Raw genomic sequence first — 21,698 nt, forward strand, 5'->3', positions numbered from 1 at the left:
CCTTAGGCCCCCAGCCAGTCATCGAGCGTGCGCATGGAAGCATACGCACTCAGGTCCAGCATGATCGGCGAGACGGAGATGTGCCCCTGCATCACGGCTTCAAAGTCGCAGAGCTCCTCACGCCCCTCTCTGGCTTTGTACTCCAGGGGGTGCAGCCCCAGCCAGTAGTACTCTTTGCCCCGGGGGTTGCGGTGCAGGTGGGCGTCGTTGGCGTAGAAGCGGTGCCCCGCATAGGTCACTTTCGTCGCAGCAGAAGTGACGTCGGTCGGGATGTTGACGTTGAGGAACTGGCGCGGCGGCAGGGGGAATTCGGAAGCAAAAATCTTTTCGACCAGTGTGGAAACCGTCTGCTTGGCCAGGGCAAAATCCGGCAGAGGCTTTTCAAAATCCATCACCTGTGAGACGGCGATGGCCGGCACGCCGTGCAAGACAGCCTCCATCGCCCCGGCCGCGGTGCCGGAGTAGGTGATATCCTCCCCCATGTTCGAGCCCTTGTTGATGCCGCTGACGACGAGGTCCGGTTTGCGCCCCTCGAACATCGAGTGCAGTGCGAGGTAGATACAGTCGCTCGGCGTCCCGTCGTCAAGCTTGTAAAAATCGTCACCGACGCTGATGAAACTGAGCGGATGCGACAGGGTCAGGGAGTGGCCGCAGGCCGATTTTTCGCTCGAAGGCGCGACCACCGTCACCTGCCCGTGGGGCTGCAGCGCCTCCACCAGCGCCAGCAGCCCTTCCGATTCGTACCCGTCGTCGTTGGTGACAAGAATTTGCTTCACGTTGTTTTCCCTTACTATTTGTGATATTATAGTTTGCTATAAATCAATGGTAATCAAAACCGGAGTTCGTTCCATGATTCATACACATCCCCCTCATGAGGGTCTAGACGACCCGCAACCATTTTCACAGCAACAAGTTGACCTTGCGAAGGTCTTCCCGTTACCGGAGGGGTATGAGCGTCTGTTTCTCGGACTCTATTTTATCATTATCCCCTACGTCGTCGGCCTGCTCTTTCTGTTTATCTTTATCGCCAAGGGTAATTTCAACAGTTTCCTTGCGCTCGATCTCGCCATGTTCGCCGCCGTCTGGGCGATCGGGTACGAGATCTGCGCCTCTGTCGCCCTCTCCATCATCTTCTACATGATGATCAAGTACAACCGGACCCATAAAAGCGTTGTGCGGACCAAGAAGCGGAAAACGAAGCCGCTTCACGAGGTGTATGACCTCTCATAGCGCGGTGATGTAGAAGCGGTTGACCCCGTTGTCGTACGCATAGGCCAGCTGCAGGCCGTGGGCATGCAGGATCGCATCGACCAGGTAGAGTCCCAGCCCGAAACTGTTGCGGGCCGGGTGCTCTTTGGTAAAGGGCTCCACGTAATAGCGCAGCGGGTGGCGCAGTTTCTCCCCCCGGTTCTCGAAGACAAGTTCCTTGCCCTCCATCCGGATGGTCACCCGTTTGTCCGGCGAATACTTCACCCCGTTATCGATCATGTTCTTGATGACCGTCGCCATCATCGTGAAATCGCAGGCCATCCGTTCGCTGCTCTCAATATCGACAGTGATCATCTCCGGCTCCAGCATGGACTGGTCGATCGCCTCGTCGATCAGGTCTACCAGCCGGTAGGTCCCGATGTTCTTGTTGCCAAAGCCCGAGGAGGCCTCCTCGATCATCGCAAACTCGTTGATGAGCTGCTCGAGGCGCAGGAAAATATTGTTGAATCGTGCTTTCTGCTTGGGTTCGGCAAGCATCTCCGCGGAGATCCGCCCCTTGGCGATGGGCGTTTTGAGTTCATGCATGACGTTGCGCAGGAAAAGGGTCCGGGATTCGATCAGGGTGTTGATGTTCTTGCGCGCCTGTTCGAGCTCGTTGGCGAGAATGGCGATCTCGTTGTTGCCCTTCATCCGGAAGACGACGTTCCGGTCTCCCTCGGCATAGCGGATCACCCGCTTGGTCAGCAGGCGCAGCGGACGGATCCGGCGCCAGATGATGAAAACGGCCCAGACGACGACAAAGACGATCGTCAGGTACGCACTGAGCAGATGGGTCGGAAAATAGGGGCGGAGCTGCTCATCGAGCAGCAAAAACCTGCCCTGGGGCGTCTCCAGGAAAAAGTAGATCTTCCCCTGCGACTCCAGCATCGTCGCCCGAAGGTCGCTGACCCGGTCAAGGGCGTGCATCGCCTCGTTGGAGAAGTGCATGGTACGCACCACTTCCTGGAATCCGACACGCTTGAGGACATCGGCCTTGTCGAAAACGGCACGGACTGCTTTGTCCCCCTGGATGTTCGACAGTCCGTAAACGGCAAGGTTCGCCTCCAGGATCGCTTCGGAGGTGTGCTTCATCATATGCTCTCGGTAGATCTGCGTGATGACGGTGTACTTGTTGAAGATGTTGTCGATGTACTGGGCGCGGTTGTTCTTGTAAAACTCCCAGAAGACGAAGGTGACGCTCAGCAGCGTCACCGCGAAAGCGAAAAGGATGGTCAGTAAGACGGCATTGCGCCTCATTTGATAAGCTTGTACCCGATGCCCCGCACCGATTCGATCAGGGATTTGTCGCCGAGTTTGTTGCGGATCCGGCCGACCATAACATCGATGCTCTTGTTAGAGGAGTCCTCGTTGATCGCGTTAACGTTGAGAATGATATCCTCGCGGGAGACGACCATCCCCTCTTTTTTGATCATGAAGGCGAGGATGCCGTACTCCGCGTTGGTAAGGTCCAGCGCCCGCCCCTTGTAGCTGATCTGCATCGCCCCTTCGTCGAGTTTGAAATCGCTGTGGTGCTCTTCGGCCTGTCTCGCCTCCGTTTTGGCGGCGTAGCGGCGCAGGACCGAGCTGATGCGGGCTTCGAGTTCGCGGGGGTCGTAGGGTTTGGGGAGGTAGTCATCCGCACCCAGTTCCAGGGCGTTGACCTTGTCGGTGACGTCCGAACGGGCCGACGAGATGATGATGGGAATGTCCTGGCGTTCGCGGATCGCCTCGCAGACCTCAAGCCCGTCCATGCCCGGCAGCGTCAGGTCGAGGATGACCAGGTCATAGGGCTTGAGCTTGAGGATGCTCAGCGCTTTGAAGGGGTCGTCCTCCGTTTCGATCTCGTACCCGAACTGCTCGAGGTACTCGGTCAGGATCTCCGCGAGCTCCAGATCATCTTCAATCATCAGTATCTTTTTCATGCGAGCATTCTACCCCAGCAGCATTAACTCTTGGCTAACAGTCCCTAGTGCGGCAGGAGCGCCGGAGCGCCCGTCAGTGCCAGGGTCAGGTGGTAGGCGAGAAAGGCAAGCGTATAGGCCGTCGCCGTCGTAAAGAGAAAGAGGTAGAAGAAATATTTGATCCCCCCCGCTTCCCGGGTAAAGACGACCGATGCGGCCAGGCAGGGAAGGTAGAGCATGATGACGACAATGAAGGCGACGGCCGACGCAAAGGGGATATGCGTACGGATGGCGCTGATGAGGGTCTTGTCCGTTTCCGTCACCCCTTCACCGACGGCGTAGAGGACGCCCAGGGTCGAAACAACCACCTCTTTGGCCGCCAGTCCCGTCTGCAGGGCGATGGCCATTTTCCAGTCCAGCCCGATCGGCGTAAAGAAGGGTTCGATCGCCTTGCCGATGCGCCCAAGGTAGCTCTGTTCGAGCTGGGCGGCATCCTTCTCGACGATCAGGTGCGACGCCGCGCGCTCGTCTGCGGCCTGTTCGATCTTCGCGCTGTAAACCGCTTCGATCTCCCGCGAGTGGGGATAGCTGCTCAGGAACCAGACGAGCATCGACGCACCGGCAATGAAGGTCCCCGCCTTTTTGAGGTACATCAATGTCTTGGTCAGCACCGTGTGCCAGATGAGTTTCACCGAAGGGAGGCGGTATTTTGGCATCTCCATGACGAAGGGCTCGTCCTGCCCGCGGAACGCCGTCAGCTTGAGGATCTTCGCCGCAACCAGCCCGATCAGCGCCCCGGCGATGTAGATGGCAAAAAGGACATTCCCCGCCACGCTCGGCGCGAAGAAAGCCCCGGTAAAGAGGACGTAGACCGGCAGACGCGCACCGCAGCTCATAAACCCGATGATAAAGAGCGTCAGCAGCCGGTCGCTGTCGTTTTTGAGGATCCGCGCGGACATGTAGGCGGGGATGGAGCAGCCGAATCCGGTGACGAGCGGAATGAACGACTGTCCGTGCAGGCCGAACTTATGGAAGATGCCGTCGAGCAGAAAAGCAACCCGCGACATATACCCCGTCGCTTCGAGCAGGGCAATCCCGATAAAGAGGATAATGATGTTGGGGGTGAAGAGAACGACGGCCCCGACCCCGGCGATGACCCCGTCGACGACGAGGGAGCGGATATCCGCGTTGGGGATCGTCGCGCCCACCGTTTCGCCGAACCAGCCGAAGAAGGCGTCGATCCACTCCATCGGGATGTTCCCGATCTCGAAGGTGAGCTGGAAAAGCCCCCACATCAGAAAGAGAAAGATCGGGATGCCCAGTACGGGGTGGATGAGCAGATCGTCCACCCGCTCGGTGAGGCTCTTCTTTTCGGCGGGCTGTTCGGTATAGCGCACCGTTTCGGTGATGACGCCCCGGATGAACGCCGCGTACTCTTCGGCGAAGACCTCTTTGACGTCGTCGGTATCGTGATGCATCTCGATATGTTTGTCCGCCTCGATCAGCAGCGGCTGCAGCTCCGTCCAGAGCGGCAGGTCATGCAGGGTACGGTAGGTCTTTTTTTCGTTCTGAAGCAGGTTGATCGCGATGTTGCGGTTGGAGATCGCGGCGCTGAATCGGTGCTCGTCCAGGTAGGAGGCGATCAGTCCGATCTCCTCCTCGACCGCCTCGGAGAAGATGAGCTTCGGTTCCTGGTAGGGGGATTCGTGCACGGCGATCACGGACTCTATCAGTGTTTCGATCCCCGATTTGGCCGCCGCGGAGACCCGTACGGCCGTCACGCCCAGCAGCTGCGAGAGGTATTCGTAGTCGATGACGATCCCTTCGCGGTCCGCCTCGTCGCTCATATTGAGCGCCAGCACCATCTTCTTGTTCATCGTCATCAGCTCGGCGGTGAGCTGGAGGTTCTTCTCCAGGTTCGTCGAATCGACGACGTTGATCATCAGGTCGTACGCTTCGTTACAGAGGAAATCGTGGGTGACGCGCTCTTCGATGGAGTAGTCGGTGAAGGCGTAGGTGCCCGGCAGGTCCACGATGGTGAAATGGAAATCCTTGTAATCGAAAAAAACCTCGGATTTCTCGACGGTGACCCCACTGAAGTTGCCCACGTGCAGACGCGCATCGCTGATCGCATTGATGAGCATGCTTTTGCCCACGTTGGGCTGCCCGACGAGGGCGATGCGGATATGTTTTTCGGTGACGGGGCAGACAGGAACGTTATTGGGCATCGGCATTGACCTCGATCAGTTCGGCTTCCTCTTTGCGCAGGGCAAGGCGCATCCGACCCACCTTGATCTCCACGGTACTTTTGGCCGGGGCGAAGCCCATCAGCTCGACCCGGGCGCCCTTCATGACGCCGAAGGAGACAAGACGCTGTTTTAAAGGCCCCTGGGCATGCAGCTTGACGATCGTGGCGCTGCACCCTTTCATACACTCTGTCAATTTCACTGTTACCCGAGTCCCGTCCTGATTGGTTTCTAAATGATAATAAAAATCAAATTAATTTAGACTAAATTAGCGGCGCTAATCCATTGGCCGTATTATACCCTGCCCCGCCGCCGATTTTTCCGCTTCGTTTGCTATAATGGCGCCATGAAATTTCTTTACCGTGCCGACAACCATTTCAACCTCGCCAACCTCTTTACGATGGTCAATATCGCCAGCGGACTGCTCGCTGTCTATTTCATCAGCCAGAACAACTTCTTCACCGCCATCATCTTCGCCTGGATCGGCGGGGCCTTCGACATTTTCGACGGCAAAATCGCCCGGAAATATGCGCTCTCGAACGAGTTCGGCATCCAGCTCGACTCCTTCGCCGACTTCCTCTCCTTCGTCCTGGTACCGGTTTTCCTGATCTTCCAGGCGGTCTATTCCGGACTGGACGGGGCGGTGCTCCTGCTTTCGGGTGCAGTCAGCATCTACTATGTCGTCAGCGGCCTGCGCCGGCTGATCCAGTTCAACATCAACGCCGAAGAGGGGACCGTCGAAAAATATTTCACCGGCGTCCCCACCCCGCTGGGTGCCATTCTGCTCTGGCTGGCCTATCTCACCGCTGCCTATGATCTCACCAATGCTTATATCGTCATGGGTGCGATGCTGCTGATCGGATGGCTGCTCAACTCGAAGGTGAAGGTTCCCCACCCGTAACATCCTGCCGGAACCGGCATTCGCCCACCGTCACCGTCTTGCCCGTTTTCGTTGCTTCGAGGACGTAGGTGAGCAGCCCCTCAGGGTCCGCCCCGTCCATCTCCTCACGCAGAATGCGCAGCGCATCCTCCCGCCGGGTCGGGACCCAGCGCGTCTCTTTGATGAAACAGGTCAGCAGTATAGGTGTCTTCATTCCGTCTCCTCGGACTGGTGTTTGCCGATCTTCAGATAGAAGCAGGCACCTTCGTCGATGTTATCAAAGGCCAGCTCGCCGTTACAGTGCTCTTCGACGATGTTGCGCGCCATGTAGAGTCCCAACCCGGCCGAGCGGCTCTTCGTCGAAAAATAGGGTTCAAAAATCCTGTCGACGATGCCCGCTTCCACCCCGCCGGCATTGTCGCAGAGGCGGATGACGATGAACTGCCCCGTCTCATAACATTCGACTTCGACACGCGGCAGCGCGATGCGCCGTTCCACCAGGACATCCTTCGCATTCTGCAGCAGACTGATCAACACCCGTATGATCTCGTTGCGGTACAGCGGCAGAGTCTTGGAACACTCCAGGTGCGTTTCGGCACTTATCCCCGCATCGGCAAACTCCAGCGCCAGCAACGCCAGTGCGCTTCTGACGCTCTCACTGAGGTCCACCGCCTCACGCTCGGTATCGATGCGGAAGAACTCCTCCCACTCCTCAAGGCTCTGGAGCATCGATGCTGCGATCAGCGCCGCCGATTCGAGCTGCCCCGACTGAGCACGCTCTTCTCCCTGGAGCGCCGCGAGCCGCTGCAGCGGTTCACGCCAGCGTCCGGTAACAAGCCTGATCGTCTCATCCATGGCCTTGGTGACTGAACGCTGCATCCCCTGACGGTCCCTGCGGCGCTGCGCTTCCACGGCATCCTGCACCCTGGCTTCGATAGTCGCATTGAACTCCCGCAGGGCGTTGTCCCGCAGATTGATCTGCTCCCGGTGCCGTACCAGGAGGGCATACCCCCAGTAACCCGAAACAAAAACGGCAAGGAGCGTCATCAGGGCGAGCAGCGCCGCGCCCACGACCATCTCATCCTGCGCCAGCGTCTTTCCAAACACGACATAAAGGATGGCACCGGCGAGCAGCGCAAAGAGCACGGGGACAATGGCGGTGATCCATGGGATCAGGCCCTCGCGCTTCATTCCGCCTCCTCCTCGTCACTGCCCGGCAGTGCCTTTTTCGGGCTGAGGCCGAGTTTCTTCATCTGGTCCGCGCGGCGGATCAGGTTCCCCTTGCCTTTGGCCAGTTTGTTCATCGCGGCTTCCCACTGCCCCTGGGTTTTGCCGAGCTGGTCGCCGATACGTTCCATGTCCTCGACGAAGCCGACGAACTTGTCATACAGCGCTTCCGCCTGACGCGCGATCTCGGCGGCGTTTTGCTGCTGCTGCTCGGTCCGCCAGATATTCTCGATGGTGCGCAGCGTCGCCAGCAGGGTCGAGGGACTGACGATGATGATCCGCGCATCGTACGCCTTTTTGAAGAGGCCGCTGTCGTTCTGCAGCGCCAGGTGGAAAGCGCCCTCGATCGGCATGAAGAGCAGGACGAAGTCCAGTGTGCGCATCCCCGGCAGGTTTTCGTACCGTTTCTCGGAAAGCCCTTTGATATGCGCGTTGATCGAGAGGAGGTGCTGGCGCAGTGCGCGGCTCTTCGCCTCCGGGTCGTCGCTGCTCATAAACTGTTCGTAGGCGACGAGGGAGACTTTCGAGTCGATGATGACGCAGCGCTCCTGCGGCAAGAAAATGACGACGTCGGGGCGCAGCATATTCCCCTTCTCGTCCTTGTAGGTCCCCTGGGTCTCGTACTCGTATCCCGGCCGGAGCCCCGAACTCTCCAGCACCCGTTCCAGGACGATCTCGCCCCAGTTCCCCTGGGTCTTCGTTTCCCCCTTGAGGGCGTTGGTCAGGTTGAGCGCATCCTCCGCGATCCGCTCGTTAAGAACCTTCAGGCGCTCGATCTCGCTTTTGAGCAGGTGGCGCTCCTTGCTCTCCTCGACATACTGGCTCTGCGTCTGTTTGGAGAAGGCGTCGATCTGCTCCCGGAAAGGTTTGAGCAGCAGCTGCAGCTGCTGCTGGTTCGCGGCGTCGAAGGTCTTCGCCTTCTGTTCGAAGATGCGGTGCGCCAGTCCCTCGAACTGGGCACCAAGCACCTGCTTCGCCTCGTCAAGAAGGCGCAGCTGCTCCGTATGCTGCTTCTGCGCTTCCTCGAAGCGCGTCTGCAGCACCGCGAATTCGCGTTCGAGGCTCTGGTGGTCGCGGCGGGTCTGCTCAAGCTGCCGTTCCCGCGCCTCGACGCTGCCGCGCAGCCGTGCCTCCTCCTGTTCCCGCCATGCCAGCGTATCGCTCAGGCGGATATATTCCTGATCACGCTGCAACAGTGCCGCCTGTCTTGCTTCGGCGACTTCCTGCAGCGCTTCGAGCGCCTCTCCGCGACGGCGGAGCTGCACGAGCAGATACACCGCCGCACCCGTCAGCAGCAGGATCAGCAGAATAGGAACGATCTGAAGAGGGGTCAAGGTTTCTACGGACACGGCTTACTTTTGTGCTGGATTTTGATATTGATTATAGTGAGAAAATAATTAGGGAAGCGTAAATAGGGCAGCCCGGGGAGGGCTTATTCCGGCAAGAGGGTCAGCTTGATCACCTCTTCGATCCGTTCGACTGGCACGATCGTCACCACCTCTTTGACCTCATCGGGGATCTCGTCGAGGTCGCGGTCATAGTTCTTTTTCGGGATAAGCGCCGTGTGCATGCCCGCCTTGTGCGCGGCGATCAGCTTCTCTTTGAGACCGCCGATGGGCAGGACGTTGCCGCTGAGCGACACCTCGCCCGTCATCGCGATCCCCGCACGGACCGCCTTGTTGCTGAGAATGGAGGCGATCGCCGTGCTCATCGCGATCCCTGCGCTCGGCCCGTCTTTGGGCGTCGCGCCGTCAGGGACGTGGATGTGCAGGTCGTAGCGTTTGTAGACCTCGCTGGCATCGAGCACCGTCTGCTCCTCCTGCTCTTTGAACGTCTTCGGGATAATGGCGTGGTCTACTTTGACCTTGCCGTTGTCGATCAGGGTTTTGACGACGCTCATCGCGATACGCGCCGACTCTTTCATCACCTCGCCGAGGCTGCCGGTGAGCTGCATCTGCCCCTTGCCCTTGATCCGGATCGTCTCGATCTTGAGCACATCCCCGCCGACGGCGGTCCAGGCCAGACCGTTGACGACGCCCACACGGTTGACGTTGTCCGTCTTCTCGATTTCGAAGACCGTCTTGTCCATGAACTCTTTGAGGTTCTTGAGCGACACCGAAACCTTTGTGAGAGACGGATCTTCCAGGATCATCTTCGCTGATTTGCGGGCGATGTCGGCAATGCGGCGGCGCAGGTTACGCACACCGGCCTCGCGGGTATAGCTGTGGATCAGCTCTTTCATCGCCGATGCCGAAACCGCCACTTCCTGTTTTTTCAGGCCGTGTTTTTTCAGCTCCTGCGGCAGCAGGTAGCGTTTGGCGATCTCGTACTTCTCCTGGGGCGTGTAGCTGCTCACCCCGATAAACTCCATCCGGTCGCGCAGCGGGGCCGGGATCCGGCCGACGTCGTTGGCTGTCGCGATGAAGATCACCTGGCTCAGGTCGAGGTCGAAGTTGACGAAGTAGTCGCGGAAGTGGCTGTTCTGTTCGGGGTCGAGGATCTCGAGCAGGGCCGCCGTCGGGTCGCCGCGGTGGGACATACCGACCTTGTCGATCTCATCGAGGACGACAACGGGGTTCATCTTTTTCGCATCGATGATCCCCTGGATGATCCGGCCCGGCATCGCGCCGATATAGGTACGGCGGTGGCCGCGCAGTTCGTTGACGTCCTCAAGCCCGCCCAGGGCGATCCGCACAAGGGGGCGTTTGAGCGCCGTGGCGATGGAGTTGGCCAGGGAGGTTTTCCCCACGCCCGGAGGGCCTGCAAAACAGAGGATCGCGCTGCCGCCTTTCTGCGCGCTCTTGCCGCGCAGCTCCATCAGCTCCTTGACGGCGAAGAACTCGGCAATGCGCTTCTTCGGTTTCTCCAGGGAGAAGTGGTCCGCATCGAGCTGCGACTCGACGTTCTCGATCTTGAGGGCTTTTTTGGCGTACTTGCCGAACGGGATCTCCAGTACCCACTCCAGGTACCCCTGGATCATCCCCGCATCGGCGGAGTCAGGGTGCAGCCGCGCATAGCGGTCGAGCTGCTTGGAGATCTCTTTATAGGCGTCCGCGCCCATATGCTCCTTCATCCCTTCGAGCTGTTTGCGGTACTCGGCAATCTCCTCTTCACGCTGGTTGTCGACGCCCAGCTCCTGCTGGATCTCTTTGAGCTGCTCCTTGAGGAAATACTCCTTGTTGATCTGCTCCATCTTCGTATTGACTTTGGTGCGGATCTCGCGCTGCAGCTTGCTCGCCTCGATCTCTTCGATCAGGTAGTCGATGAGCAGCAGTAGGCGCCGCTCGGTATCCGCCTCGACGAACATCTCGTAGGCGCGCTGCTTCGGCAGCTTGACCGTACTGCAGATCAGGTCGGCGATGCGGTTGTACTCCTGGGTCTCCTCGATGGTGCGCAGCAGGTCCGGCGGAAAGAAGTTACTCACCTGCGACAGGGCACGTACCTTTTCGCGCACGACCTCGAGGATCGCATCCATCTTGATCTCGTTGACCGCCTTGGGGTCGATGGTGTCGACCAGGACGCGCAGCGGATCTTCCGCGCGCCCTTCCATCACCTTGCCCCGTGCCAGCCCCTGGAAGAGGACCTTCACCCGGCCGTCGGGCAGGGAGACCTTGCGCATAATGGAACCGATTACCCCGGCGTCATGGATGCTTTCGAGGGTGCGTTCGCCCTCGTGCCCCTCTTTCGTCGGGCAGACGATGACGAGGGAGTCGTGCTCGATCGCATGGGTGACGGCCGCGATATTCTCGTCGTCTTTGAGAAACAGCGGCGAGATCATGAACGGGTAGAGGAACAGCCCGTCTTCAAAGATGACCGGCAGTTCGGTCGGGAAACTTGCATAATGGTCCAGTTGCATTACTCTTCCTTCATATCGGTTCGGTTTTCATCCGCGGCATCGTCGTAGCGGTGGCGGGAGACGACGCTCTGGGTATCGGGAATGATGAAAGCGTACCAGCTTCCGTGCCCGTCGCCTTCGAAAATACTGCGGTACCACGCCGTCTGTGCCGGGTCCACTTCGTTCCAGTCGATCCACGGCTGGGGCTTCTTCTCGCGGTAGAAGGTCGCCCCCTTGGGTTTGTCCAGCCGGTCGTACAGCTCGGCGATCGATTCGTTCAGGGCCGCTTCAGCCAGGTAGAGCCTCGTGACCATCGTATCGACGACCGGGGCATAGGTCGAACGGGGATAGCGGCGCATAAAGGTCTCGCCCTCCGTAATCGCCTCGTTGATCAGCCCCTGGTCGCGGCGCGGGTTCGGCAGGGCCATGTACTTGGCCTTGACCTTCATATACTCGGCATATTCGCGTTCAGCCGGGGTCGCGTAGCGCTTGATGTACTCGGTCAGGAAGTGCTCGGCGAGCAGGTACTCCTCCGCCTGAAGGTGCGAGATCGCCATGATCATCGTCGCTTCGGGCAGCAGCAGCGAACCGATATGTTCGCTCTGCAGCGAGCTGTAGTAGTTGTCCGCTTTGTCCAGGTTGCCGTCGGAAACGGCCGCGACCATCTTCTCGTACCAGTACGCGGCCGGCTTGTTATATTCGTCAAGTTCTTTCGTACAGCCGCCCAGAAGGAGCAGCAGCGTAAACAGGGTTGCAATCGTTTTTTTAATCATTCTCTCCCACACGGGTTCCAAAAAGTGAAGCCATTTTAGCGAAAAAAGTTAAAGGGACGCGCCGCGGCGTCCCCATAATCCCGCACACACCGCAAAAGGCAAAAATTTCGCTATAATTGCATCAAAATTTACCGGGCCCGATCAAACTGTCTTTCCTGCTCTTTAAGCCGCTTCAGAAAATGCAACTCTTTTTTGATTCACTTCAGTCGCAACGATGGTTTAGCCGTGTCCGTTTCAAGAGAGAAAATGCAGACACCACCCATCGAAACACTCGACGATACCGCCGCAGCGACGGCCTCCTTTGACGACTTCGGTCTTCGCGACGAGATCCTCCAGAGCATCCGCTACGCCGGTTTCAAAGTCCCCAGCCCCATTCAGCAGCAGGCCATCCCCCTCATCCTCGAGGGGCGCGACGTCGTCGGCCAGGCCCATACGGGTACCGGTAAAACGGCGGCTTTCGGTCTGCCGACCCTGAGCAAGTTGAGCCTCGACCGCGGCGTTGAGGCGCTCATTATCGTCCCGACACGCGAACTCGCAAACCAGGTGAGCGACGAGCTTTTCAAATACGGCAAAAAGCTCGGCATTCACACGGTCACCGTCTACGGCGGCAGCTCCTACAACCGCCAGATCGGCCTGATCGAACGCGGCGCGCAGGTCGTCATCGCGACCCCGGGCCGCCTCAAAGACATCCTTGAACGCAACATGCTCAGCGATTTCGCCCCGTCCACCGTCATCCTTGACGAAGCGGACGAAATGCTCGACATGGGCTTCCTCGACGACATCAACACGATCTTCGACTTCCTGCCGACGGACCGCCAGACCCTGCTCTTTTCGGCCACGATGCCCAAACCGATCAAGGCTCTTGCCGAACGTATCCTCGTCGAGCCCGCCTTCGTCTCCATCACCCAGGAGGAGACGACGAACAAAGATATCGCACAGCAGTATTACGTCATCGAGGAGAACGAGCGCGACGACGCGATCATCCGCCTGCTCGACGCCGAAGAGCTGGAAAAGACGATCGTCTTCTGCCGCACCAAGCGCGAAGTCGACCGTCTCTCCAATGTGCTCTCCTCCGTCGGCTACAACGCCAAGGGGCTCCACGGCGACATGGAACAGCGCCAGCGCGAATCCGTCATCAGGGGTCTCAAAGAGAATGCAATTGACATTCTTGTCGCCACCGACGTTGCGGCGCGCGGGATCCACATCAACGACGTCAGCCACGTCATCAACTACCACATTCCCTTCGATCCGGAGAGCTACGTCCACCGTATCGGCCGGACGGGACGCGCAGGCCAGAAAGGGGTCGCCATTACCCTGGTAACGCCGCTGGAGTTCAAAGAGCTGCAGCGTATCCGCAAGATCGTCGGCACCCAGATGGCCCACTCCTACATCCCGACAAAACAGCAGGTGCAGTCCAAACAGATGTCCCGCCTTGTCGACGAGATCGAAAAACAGAAGATCTACGAAGAAGCGACCGAACTCTTTAACGCGCTGTGCGACGACATGGACCAGACACAGATCGCCTACCGGCTTATCTCCCTGCTGATGAAGAACATGAACGTCAAAGGACCGCAGACGATCGGTGTCCCCAAACAGCGCCTGGACAAAATCATGGAAGCGATGGAGCGCAACGAAAGAGGAGGCGGAGGCGGACGCCGCGGCAGCGGCAAACCGCGCCGAAACGGCGGCTTCAACAACCGCCGGCGCCAGGACGGCGACCGCAACCGGGGCGACCGCAACCGCGGCGGACGTCGCTCCTAACTGATATTCATCGAGAAGATCGGCAGCAGCATCGCGGTGACGATGAAGCCGATCACCCCCCCTACCAAAAGCATCAGCATCGGCTCCAGCAGGGAAAGGAAAAGCCCGATCTTATCCTTGTTCTCTTCGAAATAGAGTTCGGAGAGGTTCTGCAGGATCGCCGTCACCTCGCTCGTCTCCTCCCCCAGCGCGATCGCCTGGGCAAAGGACGGATCGATCTCAAACCCATCCCGTAGCAGCGCATTGGAAAGCTTTGACCCCTCAACGACCCGGTCCGAAGCATCCGAGAACTTCCGCTGCAGCACCTGGTTGTGCAGCACGTTCGCCGAGAGGTTGATCGTCTGCGCGAACGGCACCCCCGAACGGATCAGCACCGACGCGATATAGGAAAAACGCCCCAGCTCGGAGGTCTGAACGACCTGCCCGAAAAAGGGGAGTTTGAGCTGCAGCATGTGCACGGCATAGCGAAAGGCGCGGTTATACTTCATCGCCGAGGTGAAGAGGCCGATCAGCGCCACCAGCCCCACGGCTAGCCCCAGCCAGTGCGCGGTAAAGAAATCCCCAGTTGCGATGACGAACTGGGTCACCGGCGGCAGCTCCTGGTCGAGCTGGTCGAAGATCCCGGTGATCTTCGGTACGACGAAGGTGATCATGAATGCGACCATGAAAATCGAGACGACAATAATGAACGCCGGGTAGGCGAACGCGCTCTTGATCTGCTTGGTGATACGGTCCTGCTCTTTGAGGAAGATCGCCATTTCCAATAGCACTTCCTGCAGGATTCCGCTCTCCTCGGAGACGCGGATGGACTGTTTGTAGAACTCCGGGAGTGCCAGAATCTTCTGGCGCTCCAGGGCCTGGTAGAAGCTCTTCCCCTCGTCGAGCATCGTGATGATGCTGCTGAGGAAGTTCGTCATCCTCTTGTTCTTCGCATACTGGTTCCGGGCCAGTTTCAGGGCGTTGACGATGGAGATGCCAGACTTGATATAGATGGAGAGGTCGCGGCTGAGGATGGAGAGTTCGCTCGCCCCGGCGGTCTTTTTGCGGGAGAAGTTCAGACGGCCGACGGACGCGCTCTTCTCCACGTCGAGCTTGGTATAGAAAATGCCCTGGGAACGGAGGCGTTTTTTCGCCTCCTCCAGGTCGGCGGCTTCAAGGACCCCCTTGGTCTTCTTACCGTCTTGCAGCAGGCCCCGATAGGCAAATACCATGCTTCCCCCTTAAAAATCGTAGACCCGTTTGTCGTCGGGTATCAGTGCCTTGCGGCTGTAGGCCTCCGCCGCTTCATCGAGCGTCTCGAAGCGCCGCACCGGCTCTCCGAACGCCTCAAACAGATAGAACAGCGCTCCCGTTTCGACAATGTAACTCGAACTGCTGTCATTGTCGCGCAGCGTAAACGCGAAACAGACATTTACCGTATCGGCCTCCCCCCGGCGCACCGGTAGAAAAGTGTAGGGTTCGAACTGGCCGAACCGGTCTCTGCGGTAGACGGTGGGTTCCTGTTTGAAGAGGCTGATATCCGCCCCCTCCACCGCCTGGCCGTCGACGAAAACGCTGCACGTTTCGCAGGGCTCGGGACAGACAAGCGTCACGTCCCCGCGCTGCGGGCGGAAACGGGAGAGGTAGTCGCGGAGCGTCTCCAGCGTCACGGCCTCTTTCCCATCGGCCGGCCCTTTACCCGTTGAGAGTTTATTGATAAAAACGCCGTACAAAATGGCGATCAGCAGGACGACCAGCAGCAGTTCAAAGAGGGTAAACCCTCTCCTACTGCTTGATGCACTCGGCATAGGTGATATCTTTGCTCTCCGCGGTTCCGCCCTCTTTACGGTCCGCGCCCAACGAGATCAGGTTGATACCGTCCTCGCCCGGGACATAGATGTAGCGGTTCTTCCAGGGGTCTTTGGGCAGGACACCGTCTTGGAAATAGCCGCCTGCGCTGTAGTTGGGGTACTTCTCCGCATCCGGGTTCTTCGCGAGAGCCTCCAGGCCCTCTTCCGCGTCGGGATAGGTTCCGTTATCGAGCCGGAACATATCCAGGGCGTTCTTGATCCCCTTCATCTGGACGCAGACGAGCTTCTGTTTCGCCTCCTCGCTCTTGCCGATCAGGTTCGGCATGACCAGCGCTGCGAGCAGCCCCAGAATGATGATGACGATCATCAGCTCCATCAACGTAAACGCCCCGCGGGCAGCTCCCCGGTAGACTCTATTGCTCTGCATACACATCCTTGGATCCCTTCGAAGCATACGGTATCACTCCGCCTCACGAAAGATAATTTTTTCGGCGATTATAGTATACTTAAAATAAACAGAGATAAAATGCTGGGCCAAAGCACGGAAAGAGGTATGATTTGCACCGAAAAGGGATAGCGCTGCTGATGACGCTCGCGTTCGTTACCGCCATTGCAGCACTGATCGCCGTCGGGGCGGGCCTGCTCGAACGGGGCTACAACCAGACCGAGACGAAAGCGTTCCTCGTGCAGAGCAATACGCTGCTGCCGAGCATCTACACCATCCTGAAGCAGAACACCGGGGACATCAACGACTCCGATGCCCTCGATATCCTGCTGAGCATCCCCCTCTTTTTCGAGAACAAGCAAAACGGGATGATGATGGACATCACCTTCGCTTCGGATGCCGGAAAAGTCAATATCAACCACCTGCTCAAAAGTAACAGCGGGGTTACGGCGGACCCCTATACCCCCCTGCCGCTCGATCCCGCGGTGGAAGGCTACCTCGAGCGTATACTGACCGTTTACAATGTTTCCGATACCATTCTGCTCATTTCCATGGTAGCGGACAGTATTGATATGGACACCAACGAACGTTTTCCGGGCTCGGAACTCAGCCTGAAAAACCCGGATTTCACCCAGGGGCGCCTTTACGACATGCAGCATTTCAACGAAGTGATCGAGGGGTATAAAGCGCTGACGCAGGATTACAATGTCGACGAGATTCCCTGGGAGCACCTTATCAGCTTCCGCAACACGGCCATCGATTTCAACCATATCGAACCCGAAACCCTCCATTTCATCGATCCCTCCATCGATCCGGCGACGCTGGCCGAGCTCACGACCAAACGTGTCGCGACCTACGCCTCGCTCGACGCGCTGCCGTTTACACCGGAAACGAAGCAGATGATGCAGGATCTGGGCGTTTCCTTCTACGCACCGGATGTGGTCGGGTCCATGAACGTGATGAGCAAAACCCATCAGACCTCCTACACCTTCACCTACAATCTAGCCGACCAGAAAGTGAGCGAAATTGCAGTTTCCAATTAAATTCTCCCGGACGGAAGCCGCTGTGACCACCCTCTTCCTCGACCGGGAGGCACAGCCCGTAAGCGTCCAGGGGAAAGTCGACCTTATCCTCTCCCCGTCGCTGTACTGGTTCCGCACCGAGGCGCTTCCCGTCAAAACGGTTTTCCAGGCCAAAAAGCTCGCCCCCTCCGTCTTCGACGCCATCACGCCCGAAGGCGTCTACAGCTACCATGTCCTCAAGCGCGATGAGGGTTTCTGGCTCTTCGCGTACAACGAGGAGCAGATCATCGACGCGGTCACCCGTACCGGCATCCGCCCCTCCGACGTGCGGCATATCTACTTTGCCCAGACCGAATGCGCCGCGCTTGAAACACCGCTGCGCCTGGGCGCGACACGGATCCTCTCCAGCGTCGACGGTGTCGTCACCGAGCTGCCCGCACGGTATGCGGCCACGGCCGAGGAGGCAAGCAGCTTTTTCGAAACCCATGAGCGCAAAGGGCCTACGGTCGGTATCACCCTCTACCACAGCACCCTGCTGGACAAGAAACAGTTCAAACGCCTCAGCATCGTTGCCGGCATCTTCGCCCTGCTTTACGGGATTGAGTATTTTACCGCCCGCGCGCAGCTGGCAACGCTCCTCGAGGAGCAGGAGAAGATCGCGGACACCTACCGGCTTCCCCAGACCTCGTTCGAACGCGACGGCCTGATCAACGCCCTCAACAAGAAGCAGAAGCGCCAGACGCAGCTCCGTGCGACGGCCAAAGCCCTCTTCGCCCTGCCCGCCGACGAGGAGAACCATCTGGAGCGCCTGAGCCTGGGCACCCGGGAGCTCTCAATCGCCGCCGTCTTCAAAGACCCGGCGAAAGCCGACGCCTTCAAAAAGCAGCTCAAAGCCATCGCCACCGTCACCTCCGAGAAGCGCAAGGGCGACACCCTCTACCTGGAGGCGACGTATGAATAAGATCAATATCGTCTATGTCTTCGGCGCGGCGCTGTTTCTCGCCCTGCTGATGTTCGTACAGAGCGGCCGCACCGAACGGGCCATCAGCGACGCGGTGAAGGCGAATGCCGAAACGGCCCGCCTGGGCAAACAGATCCGCAGCATGCAGCAGCAGTGGGACGACACCAAGCAGATCCAGCGCCGTATTGACGCCATCTTGACGCAGGGCGAGTTCAAAACCTACGTGGACCGCAAGAACAAGAACGGCCGCACCTACCAGGTGCAGTTCACGCCGCTGCCGGCGCAGACCTTTGACCGTCTCACCACGAAACTGTTCAACACCCCGGTGACGATCTCGAAAATGACCATCAGCCGCAGCGGAGACCAGAACGTCAGTCTCAGCGTGGAGTTCGCCTTATGAAGCGCATGAAAATGGGCCTGCTTTACAGCGCGGCGTTCGTACTCTTCTTGCTCGTGTTCCTGCCGAAAACCGCCCTCTACCACGAAGCGGAAATGCAGATGAAACCCTTCGGCCTCGCCGTTGCCGCCGAAAGGGCCGTTGACCGCGGATTTGATTTCGTGCTCAAGGGCGGCGACCTCTATTTCGAGGATCTGCACGTCGCCCGGCTCGAACAGGTCACCGTGACGCCGTGGTTGTTTTACAACAGTGTCCGGGTGGCACCTTTCTCCCTCTCTGCGGACATGGAGAGCTTCGCGCCGCTCGACGTGGACGGGATCAGCGTGACCTACTCCGTGCTCGACCCGCTTCACGTCACCCTCGAAGGCGCGGGCGCGTTCGGCAGCGTCACCGGCCGGGTCGCGCTGATGGAACGCAAGGTTACGCTCGAGCTCACCCCCTCTGCCGCCCTGCGGGCCAAACGGCCCTTCTGGCTGAAGCAGCTGCGGAGCATCGAAGGGGGGGCTTACCGCTATGAAACAACGTATTAATCCGTTATGGGTACGGCGCTTCATCGTCCTGGCCATCCTCGCCGCCGTCGCCAAAGCGCTGATGCTCATCCTGGCGGCATGGCTGCCCCGCGAGGGCGTCGAACCGGCAGTCGCCTCGGGAGACACCGTCACCTACGCCCGTTACACGCCCTCACAGCTCTTCGGGATCGAACAGCGCAGGGCCGTCGCAAAGAGCGGCGGCAAACAGACCGAAGTGTACCGGCTCGACGCGCTGACACTGCGCGGGATCTACCTGGAGGAGGCCCACCCCTTCATCCTCGTCGAAGAGGGAAGCAAAACCGAACTCCTTTCCATAGGGGAGCAGTACAACCGCTATACCCTCGTCGACATTCTGCCGACCAAAGCCATTTTCGAAAAGGACGGCCAGCGCTACGCCCTCGCATTCAAAGAGGAGAGTATGGGAGGGGTCGAAACAGCACCGTCACCGGCCACCTCCGTCGTCACCCAGGACGGCTTCACCTCCATCAAGCGCAAAGAGATACGCTACTACACCGAAAATTTCGACGCCATCTGGCAAAACGTCAAAATCCAGGAGGTCTACCAGAACAAGAAGCTGACCGGCTTCGAAGTCAAGTGGATCAAAAAGGATTCCATCTTTGCTAAAATGGGACTGCAGGAGCATGACATCATCACCGGCATCAACGGCAAACCCCTCACCTCCGTGGCAGAGGTACTCAAACTCTACAAAAATATGGACCAGATCGATAACCTGACCCTGGATATCCAGCGAAACCATACAGAAAGGCAGCTTGACTATGCAATTTACGACTAAACTCCTCACCCTGGTCCTGGCAGGGGCCATGGCGTTCGGTTCCGCAGCGGCCGCACGCGAACAGGTCAATCTGAAACTTCATGACATCAAGATCGAAGAGCTGATCAAGATGGTCGGCAAAGCCAACGGCAAGAACATCCTGCTCGACAAACCGATCCCGGGCACCGTTAACTTCGTCTCGTCGACGCCGATCTACAAGGACGAACTCTTCAGCATCCTCCTCTCCGTGCTTGACAGCAAAGGGTTCACGATGGTGCAGGAGGGAAGCTACCTCAAGATCGTCCGCCAGAACGTCGCGGTCAAAGAGAACCTGCCGATCAACCCCGGCACGAAATCGGTGCTGATGCAGACCCGCTTTATCTCCGCCAAGAACGAGAACATCGACGTCATCGCGGCGAAGGTCCGCCAGTTCCTCTCCCCCGCCGGCAAACTGCTGACGATCAAAGAGAACAACATGATGATCGTCAGCGACACCCCGGGCAATATCAGCGTGATCGAGACGATCGTCCGCAAGATCGACCGGGATCAGGCGAAAGACGTCAAAGCCGAATTCATCCCGCTTGCCAATGCCAAGGCAAGCCGCCTGGCCGCCTCCGTCACGAAGATCGCCAAGGCGATCATCAACCAGAAAGTCGAGAACAACAAGGTCGAGATCCTCAGTGACGACGCCACCAATGCCATCATCATCCTCGCCACCCAGGAGAACATCGACAAGCTGACCCCGCTGATCAACCGCCTCGATGAAAAAGACGACTCGACGAACCAGCGCCTGACCATCATCCCCCTTGAGAACAGCGAGGCCAAAAACGTCGTCGCCTCCCTGCAGGCGGTCCTGGACAAAAAGAAATACGCCAAAGAGGCGGACAAGCCGACGGTGAGCGTCTATGACGAGCTCAACGCCCTCGTCGTCTCCGGGCTGGAGTCCGACATCAAGGACATCCAGGCGATGATCAAGATCCTCGACGTCGAGAAACCGCAGGTCTTCGTCAAAGCGCGCATCGTCGAGATCAACCAGAACATGGCCGACAGGATCGGGGTCAAATACGGCCTTGCCGGCGGCGCCGTCACCGATGCCGGCCTCTTCACCTTCGCCGCAGATCTCGGCGGTTCGGCTATCGCCTTTGACGGCGGCGGGCTGATCAACCTCAGCAGCGCCACCTTCGACTCGGGCATCGCCTTCGGTGCCACGATCGACTTCCTCGCCAGCAACGGCGCGGCGAACACCCTGTCGCAGCCGACCCTGCTCTGTGTCAACAACCAGGAGTCCTCCATCTACGTCGGGCGCACGGAGCCCATCGTCACCTCGACAGCCCAGGCCGCCGATACGACCTCCGTGGCGCGCAACACCTACACCCGCGAGGATATCGGTCTGACCCTCAAGATCAAGCCGCGCCTCTCCCAGGGCAACAAGGTCACCCTGATCACGACGGCCAAGCTCGAGGACATTCTCAACAGCTCCGTTCCCGGCCTGCCCAGCACGACCAAACGCGAAGTCGTCACCACCGCGATTGTGAGCAACGGCGAAAGTGTCATCATCGGGGGGCTCATCTACGACAAGAACCGCGAAGAAGCCCAGGGGATTCCGCTCCTGCGCGACATCCCGCTCATCGGCGGCCTCTTCGACTGGCAGTACACCACCCACGAAGAGATCAACCTCGTCATCGTCCTCACGCCCTTCATCGTCCGCAACAACGAGGATATGCCGAAGGTCCGTAAAATGCTGCAGGAACTCGACGCCATCCAGGCCAAGTATGAGGAGCTGATCGAAGAGAAGCTCGAAGAGCGCAAAGAGCAGCTGGACAAGCAAGATAACGACAGCAATGCAACCGAAGCCGCCGTCCCGGCATCCGGGGATGCCCTCTCCGTCATCAGCCCGGCCAAGCGATAAC

General features: G+C 58.8%; 22 protein-coding genes. 9 read left to right on the forward strand and 13 right to left on the reverse strand.

Annotated features, from left to right (window positions below; genetic code table 11):
* Window positions 1-2 precede the first annotated feature (2 nt).
* Window positions 3-776 carry a 5'/3'-nucleotidase SurE gene (gene surE, locus WCX18_RS10515; protein WP_345987584.1) on the reverse strand — a complete coding sequence of 258 codons (774 nt, stop codon included), beginning with the start codon at window positions 774-776 and terminating at the stop codon, window positions 3-5.
* 73 nt (window positions 777-849) lie between these two features.
* On the opposite strand from surE, the gene WCX18_RS10520 reads away from it, so the two are divergent.
* Window positions 850-1,230: a hypothetical protein gene (locus tag WCX18_RS10520; protein WP_345987586.1), complete on the forward strand. Its 381-nt coding sequence runs from the start codon at window positions 850-852 to the stop codon at window positions 1,228-1,230.
* On the opposite strand, the gene WCX18_RS10525 is transcribed toward WCX18_RS10520, so the two are convergent.
* From WCX18_RS10525 to WCX18_RS10540, 4 genes are read right to left on the reverse strand one after another with little or no spacing between them, the layout of a single operon-like run.
* Window positions 1,225-2,505 (reverse strand): ArsS family sensor histidine kinase, encoded by a 1,281-nt coding sequence (locus WCX18_RS10525; RefSeq protein ID WP_345987588.1) that lies wholly within the window; start codon window positions 2,503-2,505, stop codon window positions 1,225-1,227. The two genes, WCX18_RS10520 and WCX18_RS10525, sit on opposite strands and share 6 nt — an antisense overlap.
* Entirely contained in the window at window positions 2,502-3,170 is a 669-nt protein-coding gene (locus tag WCX18_RS10530; RefSeq protein ID WP_345985120.1) for a response regulator transcription factor, read from the reverse strand. Before WCX18_RS10530 ends, WCX18_RS10525 begins: the two co-directional genes overlap by 4 nt.
* A gap of 44 nt (window positions 3,171-3,214) precedes the next feature.
* Window positions 3,215-5,377, reverse strand: a complete 2,163-nt coding sequence (gene feoB, locus WCX18_RS10535; RefSeq protein WP_345987590.1) for a ferrous iron transport protein B — start codon at window positions 5,375-5,377, stop codon at window positions 3,215-3,217.
* Complete coding sequence (locus WCX18_RS10540; RefSeq protein ID WP_345985122.1) at window positions 5,367-5,597, reverse strand: FeoA family protein; 231 nt, start codon at window positions 5,595-5,597, stop codon at window positions 5,367-5,369. Before WCX18_RS10540 ends, feoB begins: the two co-directional genes overlap by 11 nt.
* A 144-nt stretch (window positions 5,598-5,741) precedes the next feature.
* Between WCX18_RS10540 and WCX18_RS10545 the strand changes: the two genes are divergently transcribed.
* Window positions 5,742-6,296, forward strand: coding sequence for a CDP-alcohol phosphatidyltransferase family protein (locus WCX18_RS10545; RefSeq protein WP_345987592.1), 555 nt, complete (start codon window positions 5,742-5,744; stop codon window positions 6,294-6,296).
* On the opposite strand, the gene WCX18_RS10550 is transcribed toward WCX18_RS10545, so the two are convergent.
* The 5 genes from WCX18_RS10550 to bamD form a co-directional block, all read right to left on the reverse strand.
* Window positions 6,265-6,489 (reverse strand): hypothetical protein, encoded by a 225-nt coding sequence (locus WCX18_RS10550; protein ID WP_345987594.1) that lies wholly within the window; start codon window positions 6,487-6,489, stop codon window positions 6,265-6,267. The genes WCX18_RS10545 and WCX18_RS10550 overlap by 32 nt on opposite strands.
* On the reverse strand, window positions 6,486-7,466 hold the full coding sequence (locus WCX18_RS10555; RefSeq protein WP_345987596.1) for a HAMP domain-containing sensor histidine kinase: 981 nt from the start codon (window positions 7,464-7,466) through the stop codon (window positions 6,486-6,488). Before WCX18_RS10555 ends, WCX18_RS10550 begins: the two co-directional genes overlap by 4 nt.
* Entirely contained in the window at window positions 7,463-8,851 is a 1,389-nt protein-coding gene (rmuC, locus tag WCX18_RS10560) for a DNA recombination protein RmuC (RefSeq protein ID WP_345987598.1), read from the reverse strand. The genes WCX18_RS10555 and rmuC overlap by 4 nt, the downstream gene beginning before the upstream one ends.
* An 83-nt stretch (window positions 8,852-8,934) precedes the next feature.
* Complete coding sequence (lon, locus tag WCX18_RS10565; protein WP_345987600.1) at window positions 8,935-11,358, reverse strand: endopeptidase La; 2,424 nt, start codon at window positions 11,356-11,358, stop codon at window positions 8,935-8,937.
* Window positions 11,358-12,110 (reverse strand): outer membrane protein assembly factor BamD, encoded by a 753-nt coding sequence (bamD, locus tag WCX18_RS10570; RefSeq protein ID WP_345987602.1) that lies wholly within the window; start codon window positions 12,108-12,110, stop codon window positions 11,358-11,360. Before bamD ends, lon begins: the two co-directional genes overlap by 1 nt.
* A gap of 246 nt (window positions 12,111-12,356) precedes the next feature.
* Between bamD and WCX18_RS10575 the strand changes: the two genes are divergently transcribed.
* Window positions 12,357-13,871 (forward strand): DEAD/DEAH box helicase, encoded by a 1,515-nt coding sequence (locus tag WCX18_RS10575; protein ID WP_345987604.1) that lies wholly within the window; start codon window positions 12,357-12,359, stop codon window positions 13,869-13,871.
* Here WCX18_RS10575 and WCX18_RS10580 read toward each other — a convergent pair.
* The 3 genes from WCX18_RS10580 to gspG are packed head-to-tail and all read right to left on the reverse strand — an operon-like array spanning window position 13,868 to window position 16,088.
* A complete protein-coding gene (locus WCX18_RS10580; protein ID WP_345987606.1) occupies window positions 13,868-15,082 on the reverse strand; it encodes a type II secretion system F family protein in 1,215 nt (404 codons plus the stop codon). The two genes, WCX18_RS10575 and WCX18_RS10580, sit on opposite strands and share 4 nt — an antisense overlap.
* Window positions 15,083-15,091: 9 nt before the next feature.
* A complete protein-coding gene (locus WCX18_RS10585; RefSeq protein WP_345987608.1) occupies window positions 15,092-15,658 on the reverse strand; it encodes a prepilin-type N-terminal cleavage/methylation domain-containing protein in 567 nt (188 codons plus the stop codon).
* Complete coding sequence (gene gspG, locus WCX18_RS10590) at window positions 15,636-16,088, reverse strand: type II secretion system major pseudopilin GspG (protein WP_345987610.1); 453 nt, start codon at window positions 16,086-16,088, stop codon at window positions 15,636-15,638. Before gspG ends, WCX18_RS10585 begins: the two co-directional genes overlap by 23 nt.
* Window positions 16,089-16,246: 158 nt before the next feature.
* Here gspG and WCX18_RS10595 point away from each other — a divergent pair, with 158 nt between their 5' ends.
* From WCX18_RS10595 to WCX18_RS10620, 6 genes are read left to right on the forward strand one after another with little or no spacing between them, the layout of a single operon-like run.
* On the forward strand, window positions 16,247-17,149 hold the full coding sequence (locus WCX18_RS10595; protein ID WP_345987612.1) for a hypothetical protein: 903 nt from the start codon (window positions 16,247-16,249) through the stop codon (window positions 17,147-17,149).
* A 22-nt stretch (window positions 17,150-17,171) separates the two neighbouring features.
* Window positions 17,172-18,089: a hypothetical protein gene (locus tag WCX18_RS10600; protein ID WP_345987614.1), complete on the forward strand. Its 918-nt coding sequence runs from the start codon at window positions 17,172-17,174 to the stop codon at window positions 18,087-18,089.
* The gene (locus tag WCX18_RS10605) at window positions 18,082-18,489 is read left to right on the forward strand and encodes a hypothetical protein (protein WP_345987616.1); all 408 of its coding nucleotides are present in this window, start codon (window positions 18,082-18,084) and stop codon (window positions 18,487-18,489) included. The genes WCX18_RS10600 and WCX18_RS10605 overlap by 8 nt, the downstream gene beginning before the upstream one ends.
* Window positions 18,486-19,016, forward strand: a complete 531-nt coding sequence (locus WCX18_RS10610) for a hypothetical protein (RefSeq protein WP_345987618.1) — start codon at window positions 18,486-18,488, stop codon at window positions 19,014-19,016. Before WCX18_RS10605 ends, WCX18_RS10610 begins: the two co-directional genes overlap by 4 nt.
* The gene (locus WCX18_RS10615; RefSeq protein WP_345987620.1) at window positions 19,000-19,809 is read left to right on the forward strand and encodes a PDZ domain-containing protein; all 810 of its coding nucleotides are present in this window, start codon (window positions 19,000-19,002) and stop codon (window positions 19,807-19,809) included. The genes WCX18_RS10610 and WCX18_RS10615 overlap by 17 nt, the downstream gene beginning before the upstream one ends.
* On the forward strand, window positions 19,793-21,697 hold the full coding sequence (locus WCX18_RS10620; protein WP_345987622.1) for a secretin N-terminal domain-containing protein: 1,905 nt from the start codon (window positions 19,793-19,795) through the stop codon (window positions 21,695-21,697). Before WCX18_RS10615 ends, WCX18_RS10620 begins: the two co-directional genes overlap by 17 nt.
* Window position 21,698: the final 1 nt, after the last annotated feature.

This window comes from Sulfurimonas sp. HSL1-2 (assembly GCF_039645565.1).
GTDB lineage: Bacteria > Campylobacterota > Campylobacteria > Campylobacterales > Sulfurimonadaceae > Thiomicrolovo > Thiomicrolovo zhangzhouensis.